Origin of the sequence: Wolbachia endosymbiont (group B) of Ischnura elegans, from assembly GCF_947251585.1 — a bacterium.
In the GTDB taxonomy this organism is placed as follows: domain Bacteria; phylum Pseudomonadota; class Alphaproteobacteria; order Rickettsiales; family Anaplasmataceae; genus Wolbachia.
Genome location: NZ_OX366371.1, coordinates 225,505 through 240,874 on the forward strand (window position 1 = coordinate 225,505; position 15,370 = coordinate 240,874).

A 15,370-nucleotide genomic window follows, 5' to 3' on the forward strand; every position below is an offset into this window, starting at 1 on the left:
AACTAAGTTCTCTGGATCCCAGACTGGGATGACATCAAAGGGGCTACTGAAATGACAAGAGAGAGCTACTTGTCCGCCATGTCATTCCAGCACTTGATGCTGGAATCCAGATGAAAAACCAGTGTCACGCACTGGGATGACAAGAGAGGAGGCACTGGGATGACACCCTTTTAAAATTAGAATGACAAAAAGAGGAGCAGCACACACTAAAAAAAAGCACTCCAAAATCACACGCAAATAAAGAGAACCTTTACACACCTCTCTCTTTGACTGAAGAAGCATGGTTTTCAACTTTTACGTCCTCAGTTAATCCTCCTGGCAATTCCACAGCAGCATTAGACTTTTGCTGATCACCAAGCTTTCTCTTGCAGGAAGATCCATTTAGCTTTGTTCTCCTTGTATCCTTATCACATTTTTGTCTTTTAACTCTCCTGTGTTCCTTTTGCTTTGGAGCAGGTGGACAGACAGCTAATTTTGGTTTTTCATTTTTCTCTTCTTTTGCTTCTTTCTTTTCTTTATTCATTTTTTCCAGTTTTTGTACTTCACTATTTTTGTGACTTATAACAGGTTTAGGTAGAGTGTCTACTAATTTTTCTATAGGCTTTGGTAAAAGAGCACGTTCTTGCTTGTTTAGAACAATTGGCATTGGAACTTGAGATGAAAAATTAAAGAGAGAAATTGGTGTGATTTCACTCACTTTTGTTTCTATTTCTTGACGAACTTCTTTTGATTCTGTTTTTTCTGCTTTTTTGTCTCTTTTTTCCTCAGTTACATCTTGCTCTACTACTGCTGCTAAATCAACTGCAAAAATTTCTGCAAACATTGCAATGACTGAGCCCACGAGAAAAGTTTGAAGCTTCAATTTTAAATTTTGCAACGCTTGCAAACGTTCGAGTATTGCTATTTCCTCTTCCGGAGATAACCCACCACTGAGTAATTTCTCCTGCAATTCTTTTATCTCTTTGTCTAGCTTTTTATCCCAACTTAAATCTAAATCTTTTTTGAAGATCTTTTTAACTAATTCCTTAAGCTTATCACGCAAAAACTTAATTATCGAAAGAAGCAGATTTTTCTCTTTCTTCTCCTTGAGCATTTTGTAGACTTTCGGATCTACATTTACTTCAAAAAGATTAAAGAGGGATTCAAAGAAATTTGCGAATACCCCTTGATTATTATCAGTAAAGTAATCCTCATTATCTTGTATCTGTAGCTCTACTTGAGATAATGTTTCATCAATGCAACTCGCAGCCTGACGCTCAAGCTCTATTCTCTTGAGCTCAGCTTTCCTAGCAAGCTCCTCCATGAATCCTTTTAATTCATTGAGCTTCTGCTCTGCAGAGAGATCTTGCTCCCTGATTCGATTAATGAAGATTGAGCTACCGTCCTCTTCGTTGTTATTGATTAAAAAATTTTTCATTGCTTTTTCTCCATTAATTGAATTACTGTTTCTATAATTGTTTAGAAAGCTTTTTACCATTTTATCTTAAGTCTATAAAATACAATAACTCAATCTTACAATATGAAGTATTTAATAAGTATTAATCTTAAAAAATATCAATAAATTATTGATATTTTTACATTCATACTATATACAGCCTAGCGTATATTACGTAATTTTTCAAGAACATATTCACTATAACAGAAGACTTTCTTATTTGCCTCTAAAACACCTGCAAATCATATAATAAGAGAATATTATAATGTTTAATGTAATACTATACAATGTTATAAAATATAGTATAATACTAGCATACCACTGAATTAATGCTGAGATATTCCTTTGCTTGATCAGTTAAAACACGTCCTCTTGGTGTGCGCTTTACGAAACTGACCTTGATTAAATAAGGTTCTACTGTTTCTTCAATATTACAAACATCTTCAGATAGTGCAATAGATATGGTGTCAATTCCAACAGGTCCTGAGGTGTTAAACAAAAATCTCAGATAATCCATATCTAATTTATTTAGTCCCATTTTATCTATACCCAATTTTGATAGTGCAGAACCGGCAATTTCACAGGTAATTTTTTTATCATCTTTTACTTCAACAAAATCTCTTATTCTTCTGAGTAATCTCAAAGCAATTCTTGGAGTACCACGGGCGCGGCAGGCAATTTCCTGCACAGCATCCTTTTCGATTTCAGCACAAAGAACTCTTGCACCTCTTTTTATAATATCAACCAGTTCCTCAAAAGAATAAAACTCAAGATGCAGGGGAATACCAAAACGATCCCTCAGCGGTGCAGAAAGCAGTCCAAGCCGTGTTGTTGCCCCAATCAGTGTAAATGGTGGTAAATCTATTCTTAAAGTTCTGGTAGATGGGCCCTCACCTACTAGTATATCTAGGCAAAAATCTTCCATAGCAGTATATAAAACTTCCTCAATGCTACGATTTAATCTATGGATCTCATCGATAAATAGAACATCTTTTGCATTTAAAGTAGTGAGCACTGCAGCTAAGTCCCCAGCTTTACTAAGCAATGGACCAGAAGTTGCACGAAAGCTAACCCTTAACTCCTTAGAGACAATTTGTGCTAAAGTTGTTTTACCAAGCCCTGGAGGACCATAGAGCAATACGTGATCCAAAGCTTCAGCTCTCGTCTGTGCAGCATTTATAAACACTTTTAAATTTTGTATTAAGTCTTTTTGCCCGACAAAATCATCAAGTTGCTCAGGCCGGATATTTAAATTACGTACATCTTCAGAGTATTCCTTACTACATGATATTGACTTCATATTGTTTTAAGCGCCATACGAATAATATCTTTAGTGTCCAAGTTTGGTGATTCATCTTCTATTTTTTTTATTGTATCATAAGCTTTTGTTCTTTCATATCCAAGATTGATCAAAGCTGAAAGAGCATCTTCACTAATTGAGTGAAAATGATTGTTATTTATCTCTAATTTACTTACTTTGCCATTCAGCTCAGTAATAATTCGATTTATGAGTTTCAGGCCAAGTCCACTCACCTTAAGTGCTAGTTTATCCTCATTTATAATTGCCAAAAACAGTTGCTCTGGAGTTAATTTGCTCAAAATTGACATTGCGGTTTTATAGCTGACACCGCTCACTTTAACTAATAAACGCAGACACTGCTGTTCTTCTTTACTTATAAAGCCATATAGCTGAGTAACGTTTTCTCTGCTATTTGCATAAGTGTCGATAAGTAATTTTACTCTACTTCCAATCGAACAAGCACTTAAAGTTTTGGCTGAAAGATATACTATGTAGCCAACATCATTCACATTCAGGATTATGTGATCGCTACACACCTCATCAACTATTCCTCTTAGATTTCCTATCATTTCTAGTACTTTATAAAATTCAGTTTAAATGCTCCTGAATCTTAGGTCAAGCAAACGAACATTATAGAAGTGGTTCCAGTTTCAATCATTGCAGACAAGTTTGCAGGAAATCTATTTTAATATGTTATTCCAGATCATTATGTAATTGAACCACAAGTTACTCCGATAGAAATAGAATTGCAGTCTCCTAACTTAGCTAAGTAATAGAAATTTCTATCTTTGGTGAAATAAAGGTAATTGTTTACTGTTTGCGAAAATATTTGCATAATTTAAGTAACATTACTTGATAAGAATTAACTATGGAGCTTAATAAGATTGCAGCATCGATTTTACTTTCTGGATTAATAATTATGATAGTTAGTAATGTAGTTGATATGCTCTACAACCCAGAGGATTATAAAATTGAACACCAAACAATAGTAGCAGCCAGCAATGAGCCTCAACAAAAGATTGAACAAGTGGCACTTGATATTGGAGAGCTCATGCAGAATGCTAGCTTTGAAAAAGGCAAGTCAGCAGCAAAAAAATGTATAGCTTGTCATAGTTTTGAGAAAGGTGGAATGAATAAAGTGGGGCCAAACTTATGGAACGTGGTTGGAAATAAAAAGGCCCATCTTGGCAGCTCATTCAATTACTCAAAAGCACTACTTGAAAAAGGTGGGAAATGGGAGTATGAGGAGTTATTTGCTTTTTTAAAAAATCCAAAAGCCTACATAAAAGGTACACGTATGGCATTTGCAGGCATTTCCAATCCACAAGAGATTGCAGATCTAGTCAGCTATTTGCGTTCGATGAGCGATAGTCCGGTTGCCTTGCCAAAGTAGTATGAATTATTGTAAATTACTCGATGGAAGTAATGGCCATATAGCATATCGAAAGCTACAAGGAAAGAAGGCTTCTATAGTTTTTTTTAGTGGTTTTGCATCCAATATGGATGGAACTAAAGCAACTGCCGTTTACAAATTTTGCCAAGAAAATGATATAGCACTTGTGCTCTTTGATTATTTTGGCCATGGTAATTCAAGCGGTGATTTTGCTGATTATACAATAAGTGATTGGCAAAAAAATTGTGCTAAAGTGATAAGTGAATTAACTAGCAATAAACAAATAATTATAGGTTCAAGTATGGGAGGATGGCTGATGCTGCTCACTGCTCTTCAATTTCCAGAAAAAATTGCAGCATTAATCGGCATATCGTCTGCTCCTGATTTTACTGAAGATTTGATATTCAAGCAATTGTCAGGCAAGCAAAAAGAAGAACTAGGTTCTAAAGGTGTAATAGATTTTACTTCGGAGCATTGTGCATACAAAATAACTAAAAATCTGATCGAAGACGGTAGAAAGAACCTTCTTTTAAACAGAGAAGCAATAGATATAAACTGTCCTGTGCGCTTATTGCATAGCATTAATGATAAAGATGTTCCTTATCAAACTTCATTGAATTTAGCTGAAAAAATTAAGTCAACAGACGTTGAAGTACACTTAATAAAATCAGCAGAACACAACATGTCTGATAATCATTCACTGAAAATTTTATTTAAGACCATCAGAGAATTTTTGCCAGGAGAAATATATAATTGAAGTAATTCAGATGTGTTTGTCGTAAGAGCTGCAGTTATAGCTTCAACAGTAGGCACTATTCTTGATCACCTCAACATTTTCTCTTGGCAATTCTTTAATAAATCGAGAAGTGCGCACTGGTTGCCACTGATTATTAATTTCCCTCCTATCTGCACATGAAATGATCAACCTTTCTTTTGCTCTAGTTATGCCAACATATGCAAGTCTTCTCTCTTCTTCTAAAGCTTTACCACTTTTATCTTCAAAAGATCTTTGATGAGGAAATAATCCTTCTTCCCAACCAGGTAAAAACACGCACGGGAATTCAAGCCCTTTAGCCGCATGAAGAGTCATAACATATACAGTGTCATCGCTATTCATATTATCCACTTCCATCACCAAACTAATATGCTCCAAGAAGGTTATAGTGCTGTCAAAATTCTTCAAAGATGAAATGAGCTCTTTAACATTTTCTATTCGCGCTAAACCCGTCACTCCTTCATTCTCAAGCATTTCCATATATCCTGATTGATTTGCTACGATTTTAACAAATTCATGCAGTGGTTTTACGCTTACTATTTCTTCCCAAGCTTTAATTTTATTTAAAAAATCATTTAGTGAGAGTTTAATTCTTTCGGTTACTTGATCACTATTAACCAATATTTTTGCTGCCTGAAAAAAAGAAATTTTGTTATCCTGAGCAGTCGTGTATATTTTCTTTAGAGTTGTAGCTCCTATGCTTCTTTTTGGACGATTTACGATCCTTTCAAAAGCGAGATCATCATTATTATTTGTAACAAGCCTCAAATATGCAATTATATCCCTTACTTCTTGACGTTCGTAGAATTTTACGCCACTTATAATCCTATAGGGAATTGAATATTTTATAAAATACTCTTCGAGCACTCTAGTTTGAAAAGTCGCTCTTACGAGCACTGCAATGTCACTAAATCTGTATTTATTGAGCTTTAATATCTGTTCGCTTATGAACCTTGCTTCAGCTTTCCCGTCCCATAATTTTATTAGATTTACCTTTTCCCCTTCAATGTTTGTTGTCCACAACTTTTTTTCTAAGCGAGTCTTATTGTGATTGATAACATATGATGCAGTTGCAAGTATGTGGGATGTTGACCTGTAGTTACACTCCAGTTTAACGGTTTTTGCATTTTTAAAATCATCGGAAAATTTCAAAATATTTTCAACTTCTGCACCACGCCAACTGTATATCGATTGATCGTCATCTCCTACACAACAAATATTTGAGTGCTCTTTTGCAAGGTATTTTAGCCAAAGATATTGTATTGCATTTGTATCTTGATATTCATCTACCATAATATATTTAAACTTGTTTTGGTAGTAGGACAGAACCTCGGTCTTTTGATTAAAAAGTTGTATGTTATATAACAATAAGTCACCAAAATCAACAGAGTTAAGAAATTTCAACCTTTCCTGATATTGGTGATAGACTTTGAGTGCAGTCACGTATACTTGCCTAAATGATTGAACATCTTCCACTTCAGACGGCAATAAACACTTCTCTTTCCATTGCTGAATAATATTCATAATGGTCTTACATTTTTCTGATAGGTAATCAGGGCTGATTTCATTAATAATATTTTTTATTACCTGTAATTGATCATCCACACCAATGATTGTGAAATTGGAATTTAAGCCCACAATTTCAGCATGATAACGTAAAATTTTTGCTGCAATTGCGTGGAAGGTGCCAAGCCATGGTATATTTGTGCCCGTAAGTTCAAGCACTCTTGATATCATTTCATTTGCTGCTTTGTTCGTGAATGTAACTGCTAAGATCTCATCGGAGTAAGCGTAGCCATTTCGAATTATGTGCGCTATTCTTGAAGTGATCGTTCTTGTTTTTCCCGTTCCAGCTCCTGCCAGTATTAAAACTGGTCCATCTATGTTAGTTACAGCTGATTGTTGTTCTGGATTTAGCAGCGAGAGATAATCGTTCATTGTAGCCCTATAAATTATAGCTGCAGTAAGTTAATCTTACTACTTGCGCTCTGTAAAGTTTTTGTTGCTTGCTTCCAGTTTATTTCAAACAGTAGGTGCCTGGATTGACAAATGTTAAAATTTTAGGTAATATTGAAATATATACTAATAATATTAAATAGATAATAAATATGTTTGCTAATTTAAATGGTCAAGAACAATTACAACAAAGAAAAGTGCGTTTTGCAGACCACAATGAGCTATCAGAAGATAAATCTGAATATGACTGGTATGGCTGGATCGATCACTTGATATCTCTGGAGTTTCACAAGGCTATAGAGGAGTTAAAAAAAGAGATCAGTGAGTTAGAAAAAGAACTCGAAGAATTAGAGGATAAAAATAAAAAGAGGTTAAAAAGTGATACGGAAACAGACCTCAAATTTATCAAATACCTAACTAAGCATTTTAATAATCCTGAAGAGATTATAAAGGAGTTAAAATCGTATGTTGATGAGGATAAATCTAGAGCGTCAAATAGGATGAAAAGTCATATTGTATTGGTCAGATATTTTGCTGAAAAGGTGCAAATAAAAATGACTGAAGAAACCAACGAATTTATAAAAGGCATTAAAATTAAATACGAGAAAAAAACAAGAACTAAAAGATTGCGTAAAAAAAACCCTCAATCTCTTTATGCTACTTCAGATAAAAATACAGCTAAACAATATGACAAAGAGGCTTACGATAATAAGCTAAAAGAATTAAGGAATTTAATTATTCATTCAAAAAATAACTTTAATCATGATATCCATGTAAGTCTGCTTATTAGAGTCAATAATGTTATTGTAGGTGATATTTAGGATAAACCTAGTAAACTAGGAAAATCTATTCATGAATGGAAGCTGATACATTGTGTAAAAGAATTGCTAAAGATTAACCATGGAAATTTTAAACAAATATTGGGTAACATTGAAGATCTCATGGAACCATCATTAAAGCAATATAAAGAGCTAAGCCCTCCTATCAACATAATACAAGATCAAAATCTTAAAACAACAGCACTTGCAGAAGTAAGTTTGCAGTCTAAGGAATCTTTTCCAGGCGATACTGAGAATGATTTACAAGGCACCCAACCTACACCAGGAGGCTGTAAACCACTAAAGCGTGAAGGAACAGAAGGATTAGCTGTTCCTTCAGCTGGCACTAAAATAGATATGAATAGTGGCCAATTACAAACAACCTCTCACGAACTGCAAAACCCTTATGATAATGCAGGTATGTATAGCGCTTTAGGTGTTGCTGTTGTCGGTTTTATAGCAATTGGAGTGATGTTATGTGCTACAGGTAATCCAGTTCTTGGAGGAGTCTTTATAGCAGTCCCTGTAATTAGTGCATTAATACTTGGTATTGCAAAAATTTATGAAGAAGTCAGTAAAAAGAAGGAAAAAAAGCCAGAAATAGATACATTGACCGCCTTGAGAGAAGTGCTTACCCCTCAATGGTTAAGTAAGGGTAGAGTTTCAAATATCTAATATGATATTGACTTTATTGTAATAGTGCTTTAATTAGGTAAGTAGCGTTGAAAGTAGTACGTTAATGCCTTTTTTCTTTTATTTTTTTGCAATTCTTAGCATTTTATCTGCTGTATGCGTAATTAGTGTAAGGAATCCTGTGCATGCAGTATTATTTTTAATTTTCACCTTCGTTAATTCTGCAGTTCTTTTTATTCTCCTTGGAGCTGAATTCATCGCTATGATGATGCTGATAGTATACATCGGTGCAGTTGCAGTGTTATTCCTCTTTGTAGTCATGATGCTCGATATTGACTACATAAGATTGCATCAGGGTTTTGCAAAGCATTTCACTCTTGGTGCTATATTATGTGTTGTGTTTTTTCTAATCATCAGCTTTGTAATTCGCAGTTCAGAACCGAATATAAGCAATGTTATAAACTATAATAACAATAACGTGAAAGCTATCGGTAATTTGCTCTACACTGACTACATGTACGCTTTTCATCTTTCTGGTATTCTGCTGCTTGTTGCAATTGTTGGTGCAATTGCTCTTACTTTGCAGGAAAAGAAAAAAGGAGTTAGAAAACAGAACGTGTTAAAGCAATTGACACAATCTTCATCTGTAAAATTGATTAAGGCTAAATTTGGAAAAGGAGTGGAATGGAAATAGGATTAAATCACTTTTTGATAATTGCTGCTGTTTTGTTCACTATTGGCGTGTGTGGTATTTTCATTAACCGTAAGAGCATAATCAATATACTGTTATCAATAGAAATATTATTGCTGGCAATTAATATCAATCTAGTTGCTTTTTCTGCCTTTATGAATGATATAGTTGGGCAAATTTTTGTGATGTTTGTGTTGACTGTTGCGGCAGCAGAGTCAGGAGTTGGGCTTGCAATATTGGTTGTATATTATAGAAGCCGTGGCAATATAGACGTTGAACAAGCAAATTTAATGAAAGAATGAAAGTATGATGGATATACTGAAATTAATAGTATTTCTGCCACTTTTTGGTTCATTGTTTGGAGCATTTTTTAGAAAAAGTCAGTTAGTTACAACGGCAGGGATTGGAATATCTGCAGTTTTATCTTGGTATGTTTTTCTCACCTTCTCTGAAAATTATCACTTGAGTTTATTTCCTCTATTTTCATTAAGTGTATTAAAAGTAAATTGGGCAATTAGTGTGGATGCTCTCTCATCCTTAATGCTTATTGTCATTACCACCGTTTCACTAGTAGTCCACCTCTATTCTATCGGTTATATGGAGCATGACAAAGGGAAGTCGAGGTTTTTTTCTTACCTATCGCTATTTACGTTTTGCATGATTGTGCTGGTTGTAAGCGATAATTTCGTGCAGCTTTTTTTTGGCTGGGAAGGGGTTGGCCTGTGTTCTTATTTACTCATAGGATTTTGGTTCCAAAAATATTCTGCAAATAATGCAGCAATTAAAGCATTTGTTGTGAATAGGGTAGGAGACTTTGCACTATTGATTGGAATCTTTCTTATTTATTATACATTTCACTCTTTGAATTTTACTGAAGTTTTTGATACAACTGATCTTCTTGGCACGCAGAACATTAGAGCATTCTGCTGTGAATTCAAAGTAACTCATATAATATGCATATTACTTTTTATTGGCTGTATGGGTAAATCTGCACAGCTTGGTTTACATGTTTGGTTGCCAGATGCAATGGAAGGGCCAACCCCTGTTTCTGCACTCATTCACGCAGCAACGATGGTAACAGCAGGTATATTTTTAGTAGCAAAATGTTCTCCATTATTTGAGCTATCAAATGTGGCACGAGAATTAATAGTTATTGTTGGGGCACTTACTGCTTTCTTTGCAGCTACGGTTGCGATTACTCAGAACGATATAAAAAAAATAATTGCTTATTCAACCTGCAGTCAACTTGGTTATATGTTCATGGCATGTGGGCTTTCTGCTTACAATGTTGCTATTTTTCATTTAATGACACACGCTTTTTTTAAAGCTCTACTATTTCTTGGTGCTGGCAATGTGATTCATGCAATGCATCATGAGCAAAACATTCAGAAAATGGGAAATTGCTGGAAGAAAATCCCTTGCACTTATACTCTCATGTGGATTGGATCTCTTGCGCTTTCTGGAATATTTCCATTTGCAGGTTTTTACTCAAAGGATTTGATAATTGAACATGCTTATAGCACGGATAGCTTTGCTTTTGTAATAAGCTTAGTTGTTGCATTCTTCACAGCGTTTTACTCTTGGAGGTTATTGCTTCTTGTGTTCCACAGCCAAAAACAAAGTAAAATTAATATACATGAGGCACCAAAGATTATGCTTATACCATTACTGATACTCGCTTTTGGATCAGTATTTTCTGGAATATGGGGAGCAAATATTTTGAACATAACTAGTAATGCGTTTTGGAAATCAAGTTTAGTGATGATTGATGAGCATGGAGTTCATAATTTCTTTATAAAACTACTGCCAACCTTAGCAAGCCTAAGTGGAATAGCACTTGCGTACCTAATTTACCAATATCAAGTAATTAGGCAAATTAAGAGTAAATTTTTACTTAAGTTTTTGCAGAATAAATGGTACTTTGATGAGGTGTATGAGTTTGTTATAATTGCACCGATAAGGTTTATATCTAGGCTTCTATTGAAGTTTGATGTTAAGGCTATTGATTCATTTGGACCAAATGGTGTTGTAAGGTTGGTTAATGAATGTTCAAAAAGTTCTATAAAGTTACAAACTGGTTATATATTTGATTATGCATTTATTATGTTTGTTACTTTAATAATCGGTGCTTTATATATTATTGGAATTAAATAGAAGGTGTTGTTACTTAGTATATTCTTGCTTCCACTGATAGGAGCGTTGATTTTATCCTCGATCAGGATTAATCATCAATCTATACACTTAAGATTCCTTGCCCTATTTTTTGCTGTACTTCCATTTTTGCTTAGCATTGTAGCTTGTATAGAATTTGATTATAACGATGCGGACTTTCAGTTTGTCAGCTATCCAGTAAGAGATATTGGAATAGGGGTGGATGGAATATCGTTGCTTTTCCTTCTGCTTACAACTTTCTTGTTTGTTATTTGTATGCTCTATAATTGCAAAATGAGTTATACGACCCTAAAAGCCTATATGGCATTATTTCTACTGCTTGAGAGTTTTGTAGTCGGTTTTTTCGTTTCACTGAATGCTATAAGCTTTTATGTGTTTTTTGAAGCTGTCTTAATACCAATGTTCTTTATTATTGGCATTTGGGGAGGGAAGCAAAGGATATATGCGACGTTTAAGTTATTTCTTTATACATTAACTGGCTCATTATTATTTCTACTGGGGTTAGTATACATCTATAGTGTTTTTGGAACGTTTAGTATACAAAAATTAGCTACATTAGTGCCAAGCCTTGATCTTGAAGTGCAGTCATTGCTGTGGATTGCATTTTTTATTTCTTTTGCAATAAAAGTACCGATGTTTCCATTTCACACTTGGCTTCCTGATGCACATGTGCAATCACCAACTTCTGGGTCTGTGATTTTAGCTGGCTTGCTTATTAAAATGGGGGGATATGGATTTTTAAGGTTTTCTATTCCAATGCTTCCTCAGGCAAGTTTGTATTTTTCAAATTTCGTTGTTGTGCTGAGCATTATTGCGGTGATATATGCTTCTCTAGTTGCGTTTGCTCAAGATGATATAAAGAAGTTAATAGCTTATTCTTCAATAGCACATATGGGGATCGTTACCGCTGGCCTCTTTTCATTTTGTGAGGAAGGAGTACTGGGTAGCATATTTCAAATGATTAGTCATGGCCTTATTTCTGCTGCTTTATTTTTGTGTGTTGGAATGCTATATACTCGAACTGGAACTTTGGAGATTGCAAAGTATTTTGGCATAGTAAACACAATGCCAAAATTTGGTTTTATGTTCATTTTATTTTCAATGGCTTCAATAGGGCTACCTGGAACATCTGGATTCATAGGTGAGTTTTTGGCTATGGTTGGAATGTTTAAGAGCATAGGGTTTTTTACAGGATTTATCGCACTTGGCACTATTTTAAGCGCAGTTTATATGCTGAATTTATGTAAGCAAATAATATGGGGGGTTAGCTATTCTAAATTATTAAATAATCGCTTGGATAGCATAGAATTTTCTGTCTTAATTCTGCTTGCAGTGTTTGTTATTTTGCTTGGATTTTACCCAACCCTTGCACTGAATTATTTGAAGCCATGTATGGCAAATTTGTTAGTCAAATATAATGCGCTATGAATTATATACAGATATTGCCGGAAATGTTCTCTATTATCTCCTCGTTAGTGTTGCTACTGCTTGGAATTATATTTAACCGCCGAACTATCAACTTATTAGCACTTGGCTGCACAGTGGTAACTTTGATTATTTTAATTATTTCGGCAGAAAACAATGAAATTTTTCTCTTTAATTCGTTGTTAAAACTCAATTTATACATCAGGTCAGCCCAAGGGTTAATTCTCAGCACAGGAATTTTAATACTTTTGATGCTGAATTTATCAAAATATGACTATAAATATGAATTTTCAATACTGATTCTTTTTGCGCTATTTGGCATGATAACTTTGGTTTCAGCAAATAGTCTGATTTCTTTTTATTTAGCTTTTGAGTTGATGAGTATATCTTTGTATGTTCTTGCGAGCTTTAATAAAGATTCAGCTTATTCATGTGAAGCAGGAGTGAAATATTTTACACTTAGTGCACTATCTTCCTGCATTATGCTATATGGAATGTCGCTGCTTTATGGATATACAGGACAAGTCAATTTCTCTGAGCTCGGTTCATTCTTGCAAAACCATCAGATAACTTATGGAATAGTTTTTGGGTTAGTTTTTATCCTTATTGGTTTGTGTTTCAAGCTTGCTATTGCTCCTTTTCATATGTGGGCTCCAGATGTCTATCAAGGTGCACCTACCATAGTAACTGCGTTTTTTTCTACGGCCCCAAAAGCTGCACTTGTAACATTTTTAATTCGATTGATGAATGAAGAGTTAGTAAATGTAAAAAGTTATGTTCAGCCTATTTTCTTATACGTTTCAGCATTGTCTGTGCTTATCTCAGCTTTTGGGGCCTTGCGTCAGCAAAACTTAAAAAGGCTGTTTGCTTACAGTTCAATTGGTCACATTGGTTTTATATTTGCTTCACTTTCTATTTTTACACAAGCAGGAACAGATAGTGCCTTAATGTATTTGGTGATATATATCATCACAAGCATAGGGCTATTCTCATATCTCGTACAAATTGACGATGATGATTGTGATATTGCAAATTTATCTGGTATAGGAAAAAAGCAACCAATTTTAGCATTCCATCTTTCTATACTATTACTCTCGATGTCGGGAATACCTCCACTTGCAGGTTTTATCGCTAAATTTTTTATATTCAAAAGTTTAATAAATTCTGGCTTTATCAGCCTGTCTTTGATCCTTGTAATAGCGAGTGTGATATCATGCTACTATTATTTAAATATCATGAAAGTTATGTATTTTGATAAAGCTAGTGGTAATAAGGTTGCTTATTCTAAGGGTCTATTCATTATCACTTCAGTGGTTTCACTGATCAATCTCGTTCTTTTCTTGTGTGTAGAAGATCTTGACTCACTCATTAAACTAAAGGGCTGACAAGGTGATCCTTGAAGGTTTTCGTATTTATCATTACAAAGAAGTTCCAAGTACTAATAAAGAAGCATTGGGTTTAATTGAGAAAGGGATATCAAATGAAACTGTCATTATTGCTGATAAACAAGCAGAAGGCAGGGGACGCACTGGAAAAAGCTGGATTTCTCCAGAGGGTAATCTCTATGCGAGTTTGATAATTAACCAAGAAAAGGATGTCAGCAAATTGACAGAATTGACTTTTGTGACTGCTCTTGCTGTTGGAAATACTTTATTATCGTTAAATTTCTTGAATAATCAAACCCACTGCGGTGTCATTCCAGTGCGTGACACTGGAATCCATACTTTTTCTTCTGGATCCCAGTGTCAAAGCACTGGGATGACACGAGATCAATTCATAAACGATCTCAATCTTCAACATAAATGGCCAAATGACATTCTAATCGATGGCAAGAAAATAAGCGGAATATTGCTTGAAAAAAAATCCAATTCAAATTGGCTCATTATAGGAATTGGAATTAATGTCAATCATGCGCCACTTCCAGGCACAACGTGCATTAGCAATTACGATGAGTCTGTGTCTCACATGGATCTGTTAAAAGAATTAATAATAAACTTTAATAAGCTAAGAAAGCAATGGCTATTTGATGGGTTTTATGCTATAAGAGAAATGTGGTTGAAAAAAGCATTCAAAATGAATGAGCAAATCAGTGTAAAGTTAGCTGACAAATTGTATGAAGGAATTTTTGCTGATATAGATAAAAGTGGTAAATTGGTGTTGCAGAAAAAGGATGAAAGCTTAATTTATTTTGATGCAGGTGAGTTATTTATTAATGATATATTATGAACACGTATGTGATTTTTGCTTACCTTATTAGTCTTACGTTGATTACCGGAGAACTGATTTTTACCATTTCTTGCTATACTAAAAGTAAAAAAATTCTAGAAAGCCTGAAAGATAATAATGAAGAAGAAACATAAGCGATTACTTATAACTTCAGGAATTTTCTGCTTTTTAAGCTGCATAGTCTTTTTTATTTTAACGACGCTCAAAGAAAATATCTCATTTTTCTATACAGTAAGTGAAGCTATAGTTTTGCCAAGTCATCAAAAGCCAATCCGTGTTGGTGGAATGGTTGTTGAAAATAGCGTGATACGGAGCGAAAGCGAAGTAGTTTTTCAAATGACAGATTTTAATAAGAGCGTTATGGTGAAATATCAGGGAATACTTCCACCAATGTTTTCAGAAAAAAGTGGTATTGTTGTGCAAGGTAAAATGTTTGATAATAGTACCTTTCTTGCAGATACGGTGTTTGCAAAACATGATGAGAACTATATGCCGAAAGTTTTAAAATAGATTCCCTAATGCAGCTGTATTGAAACGATATGTAGA

General features: G+C 34.4%; 16 protein-coding genes. 12 read left to right on the forward strand and 4 right to left on the reverse strand.

Annotation, left to right across the window (positions count from 1 at the left end; genetic code table 11):
- Positions 1-250 precede the first annotated feature (250 nt).
- From OPR58_RS01095 to ruvA, 3 genes are all read right to left on the reverse strand, one after another.
- On the reverse strand, positions 251-1,477 hold the full coding sequence (locus OPR58_RS01095) for a hypothetical protein (protein WP_265022810.1): 1,227 nt from the start codon (positions 1,475-1,477) through the stop codon (positions 251-253).
- A gap of 268 nt (positions 1,478-1,745) precedes the next feature.
- Positions 1,746-2,735 (reverse strand): Holliday junction branch migration DNA helicase RuvB, encoded by a 990-nt coding sequence (ruvB, locus tag OPR58_RS01100; protein ID WP_265022811.1) that lies wholly within the window; start codon positions 2,733-2,735, stop codon positions 1,746-1,748.
- Positions 2,732-3,304 carry a Holliday junction branch migration protein RuvA gene (gene ruvA, locus OPR58_RS01105; RefSeq protein ID WP_007302375.1) on the reverse strand — a complete coding sequence of 191 codons (573 nt, stop codon included), beginning with the start codon at positions 3,302-3,304 and terminating at the stop codon, positions 2,732-2,734. Before ruvA ends, ruvB begins: the two co-directional genes overlap by 4 nt.
- A 299-nt stretch (positions 3,305-3,603) precedes the next feature.
- On the opposite strand from ruvA, the gene OPR58_RS01110 reads away from it, so the two are divergent.
- Both OPR58_RS01110 and OPR58_RS01115 read left to right on the forward strand, forming a co-directional pair.
- Positions 3,604-4,128 carry a c-type cytochrome gene (locus OPR58_RS01110; RefSeq protein ID WP_007302376.1) on the forward strand — a complete coding sequence of 175 codons (525 nt, stop codon included), beginning with the start codon at positions 3,604-3,606 and terminating at the stop codon, positions 4,126-4,128.
- Between the two features lies 1 nt (position 4,129).
- A complete protein-coding gene (locus OPR58_RS01115) occupies positions 4,130-4,885 on the forward strand; it encodes an alpha/beta hydrolase (RefSeq protein ID WP_007302377.1) in 756 nt (251 codons plus the stop codon).
- 42 nt (positions 4,886-4,927) lie between these two features.
- Here the strand turns inward: OPR58_RS01115 and OPR58_RS01120 are convergent, their stop codons facing one another.
- Positions 4,928-6,841 carry an ATP-dependent helicase gene (locus tag OPR58_RS01120; RefSeq protein WP_265022812.1) on the reverse strand — a complete coding sequence of 638 codons (1,914 nt, stop codon included), beginning with the start codon at positions 6,839-6,841 and terminating at the stop codon, positions 4,928-4,930.
- A gap of 170 nt (positions 6,842-7,011) precedes the next feature.
- On the opposite strand from OPR58_RS01120, the gene OPR58_RS01125 reads away from it, so the two are divergent.
- The 10 genes from OPR58_RS01125 (at position 7,012) to ccmE (ending at position 15,334) form a co-directional block, all read left to right on the forward strand.
- The gene (locus OPR58_RS01125) at positions 7,012-7,680 is read left to right on the forward strand and encodes a hypothetical protein (RefSeq protein WP_265022813.1); all 669 of its coding nucleotides are present in this window, start codon (positions 7,012-7,014) and stop codon (positions 7,678-7,680) included.
- A gap of 120 nt (positions 7,681-7,800) precedes the next feature.
- Positions 7,801-8,352, forward strand: a complete 552-nt coding sequence (locus tag OPR58_RS01130) for a hypothetical protein (protein WP_265022814.1) — start codon at positions 7,801-7,803, stop codon at positions 8,350-8,352.
- Between the two features lie 64 nt (positions 8,353-8,416).
- Positions 8,417-9,004, forward strand: coding sequence for an NADH-quinone oxidoreductase subunit J (locus OPR58_RS01135; protein ID WP_029237644.1), 588 nt, complete (start codon positions 8,417-8,419; stop codon positions 9,002-9,004).
- Positions 8,995-9,303, forward strand: coding sequence for an NADH-quinone oxidoreductase subunit NuoK (gene nuoK, locus OPR58_RS01140; RefSeq protein ID WP_010404075.1), 309 nt, complete (start codon positions 8,995-8,997; stop codon positions 9,301-9,303). The genes OPR58_RS01135 and nuoK overlap by 10 nt, the downstream gene beginning before the upstream one ends.
- Before the next feature lie 4 nt (positions 9,304-9,307).
- The gene (gene nuoL, locus OPR58_RS01145; RefSeq protein WP_265022815.1) at positions 9,308-11,155 is read left to right on the forward strand and encodes an NADH-quinone oxidoreductase subunit L; all 1,848 of its coding nucleotides are present in this window, start codon (positions 9,308-9,310) and stop codon (positions 11,153-11,155) included.
- A gap of 3 nt (positions 11,156-11,158) precedes the next feature.
- Complete coding sequence (locus tag OPR58_RS01150) at positions 11,159-12,601, forward strand: complex I subunit 4 family protein (protein WP_264376130.1); 1,443 nt, start codon at positions 11,159-11,161, stop codon at positions 12,599-12,601.
- Complete coding sequence (locus tag OPR58_RS01155; protein ID WP_265022817.1) at positions 12,598-13,983, forward strand: NADH-quinone oxidoreductase subunit N; 1,386 nt, start codon at positions 12,598-12,600, stop codon at positions 13,981-13,983. The genes OPR58_RS01150 and OPR58_RS01155 overlap by 4 nt, the downstream gene beginning before the upstream one ends.
- Before the next feature lie 4 nt (positions 13,984-13,987).
- Positions 13,988-14,824: a biotin--[acetyl-CoA-carboxylase] ligase gene (locus tag OPR58_RS01160; RefSeq protein ID WP_265022818.1), complete on the forward strand. Its 837-nt coding sequence runs from the start codon at positions 13,988-13,990 to the stop codon at positions 14,822-14,824.
- Positions 14,821-14,958 carry a CcmD-like small membrane protein gene (locus tag OPR58_RS11385; RefSeq protein WP_458694758.1) on the forward strand — a complete coding sequence of 46 codons (138 nt, stop codon included), beginning with the start codon at positions 14,821-14,823 and terminating at the stop codon, positions 14,956-14,958. Before OPR58_RS01160 ends, OPR58_RS11385 begins: the two co-directional genes overlap by 4 nt.
- A complete protein-coding gene (gene ccmE / locus OPR58_RS01165; protein WP_265022819.1) occupies positions 14,942-15,334 on the forward strand; it encodes a cytochrome c maturation protein CcmE in 393 nt (130 codons plus the stop codon). The genes OPR58_RS11385 and ccmE overlap by 17 nt, the downstream gene beginning before the upstream one ends.
- The last annotated feature ends 36 nt before the right edge of the window (positions 15,335-15,370 follow it).

What these genes read in the sequence shown, in the direction of transcription:
- OPR58_RS11385 (WP_458694758.1), top strand. Translation starts at nt 14,821, where the DNA reads ATGAACACGTATGTGATTTTTGCTTACCTTATTAGTCTTACGTTGATT.
- OPR58_RS01125 (WP_265022813.1), top strand. Translation starts at nt 7,012, where the DNA reads ATGTTTGCTAATTTAAATGGTCAAGAACAATTACAACAAAGAAAAGTG.
- OPR58_RS01155 (WP_265022817.1), top strand. Translation starts at nt 12,598, where the DNA reads ATGAATTATATACAGATATTGCCGGAAATGTTCTCTATTATCTCCTCG.
- ccmE (WP_265022819.1), top strand. Translation starts at nt 14,942, where the DNA reads ATGAAGAAGAAACATAAGCGATTACTTATAACTTCAGGAATTTTCTGC.
- OPR58_RS01130 (WP_265022814.1), top strand. Translation starts at nt 7,801, where the DNA reads ATGGAACCATCATTAAAGCAATATAAAGAGCTAAGCCCTCCTATCAAC.
- OPR58_RS01115 (WP_007302377.1), top strand. Translation starts at nt 4,130, where the DNA reads ATGAATTATTGTAAATTACTCGATGGAAGTAATGGCCATATAGCATAT.
- OPR58_RS01095 (WP_265022810.1), bottom strand. Translation starts at nt 1,477, where the DNA reads ATGGTAAAAAGCTTTCTAAACAATTATAGAAACAGTAATTCAATTAAT.
- OPR58_RS01135 (WP_029237644.1), top strand. Translation starts at nt 8,417, where the DNA reads ATGCCTTTTTTCTTTTATTTTTTTGCAATTCTTAGCATTTTATCTGCT.
- ruvB (WP_265022811.1), bottom strand. Translation starts at nt 2,735, where the DNA reads ATGAAGTCAATATCATGTAGTAAGGAATACTCTGAAGATGTACGTAAT.
- OPR58_RS01110 (WP_007302376.1), top strand. Translation starts at nt 3,604, where the DNA reads ATGGAGCTTAATAAGATTGCAGCATCGATTTTACTTTCTGGATTAATA.
- nuoL (WP_265022815.1), top strand. Translation starts at nt 9,308, where the DNA reads ATGATGGATATACTGAAATTAATAGTATTTCTGCCACTTTTTGGTTCA.
- nuoK (WP_010404075.1), top strand. Translation starts at nt 8,995, where the DNA reads ATGGAAATAGGATTAAATCACTTTTTGATAATTGCTGCTGTTTTGTTC.
- ruvA (WP_007302375.1), bottom strand. Translation starts at nt 3,304, where the DNA reads ATGATAGGAAATCTAAGAGGAATAGTTGATGAGGTGTGTAGCGATCAC.
- OPR58_RS01120 (WP_265022812.1), bottom strand. Translation starts at nt 6,841, where the DNA reads ATGAACGATTATCTCTCGCTGCTAAATCCAGAACAACAATCAGCTGTA.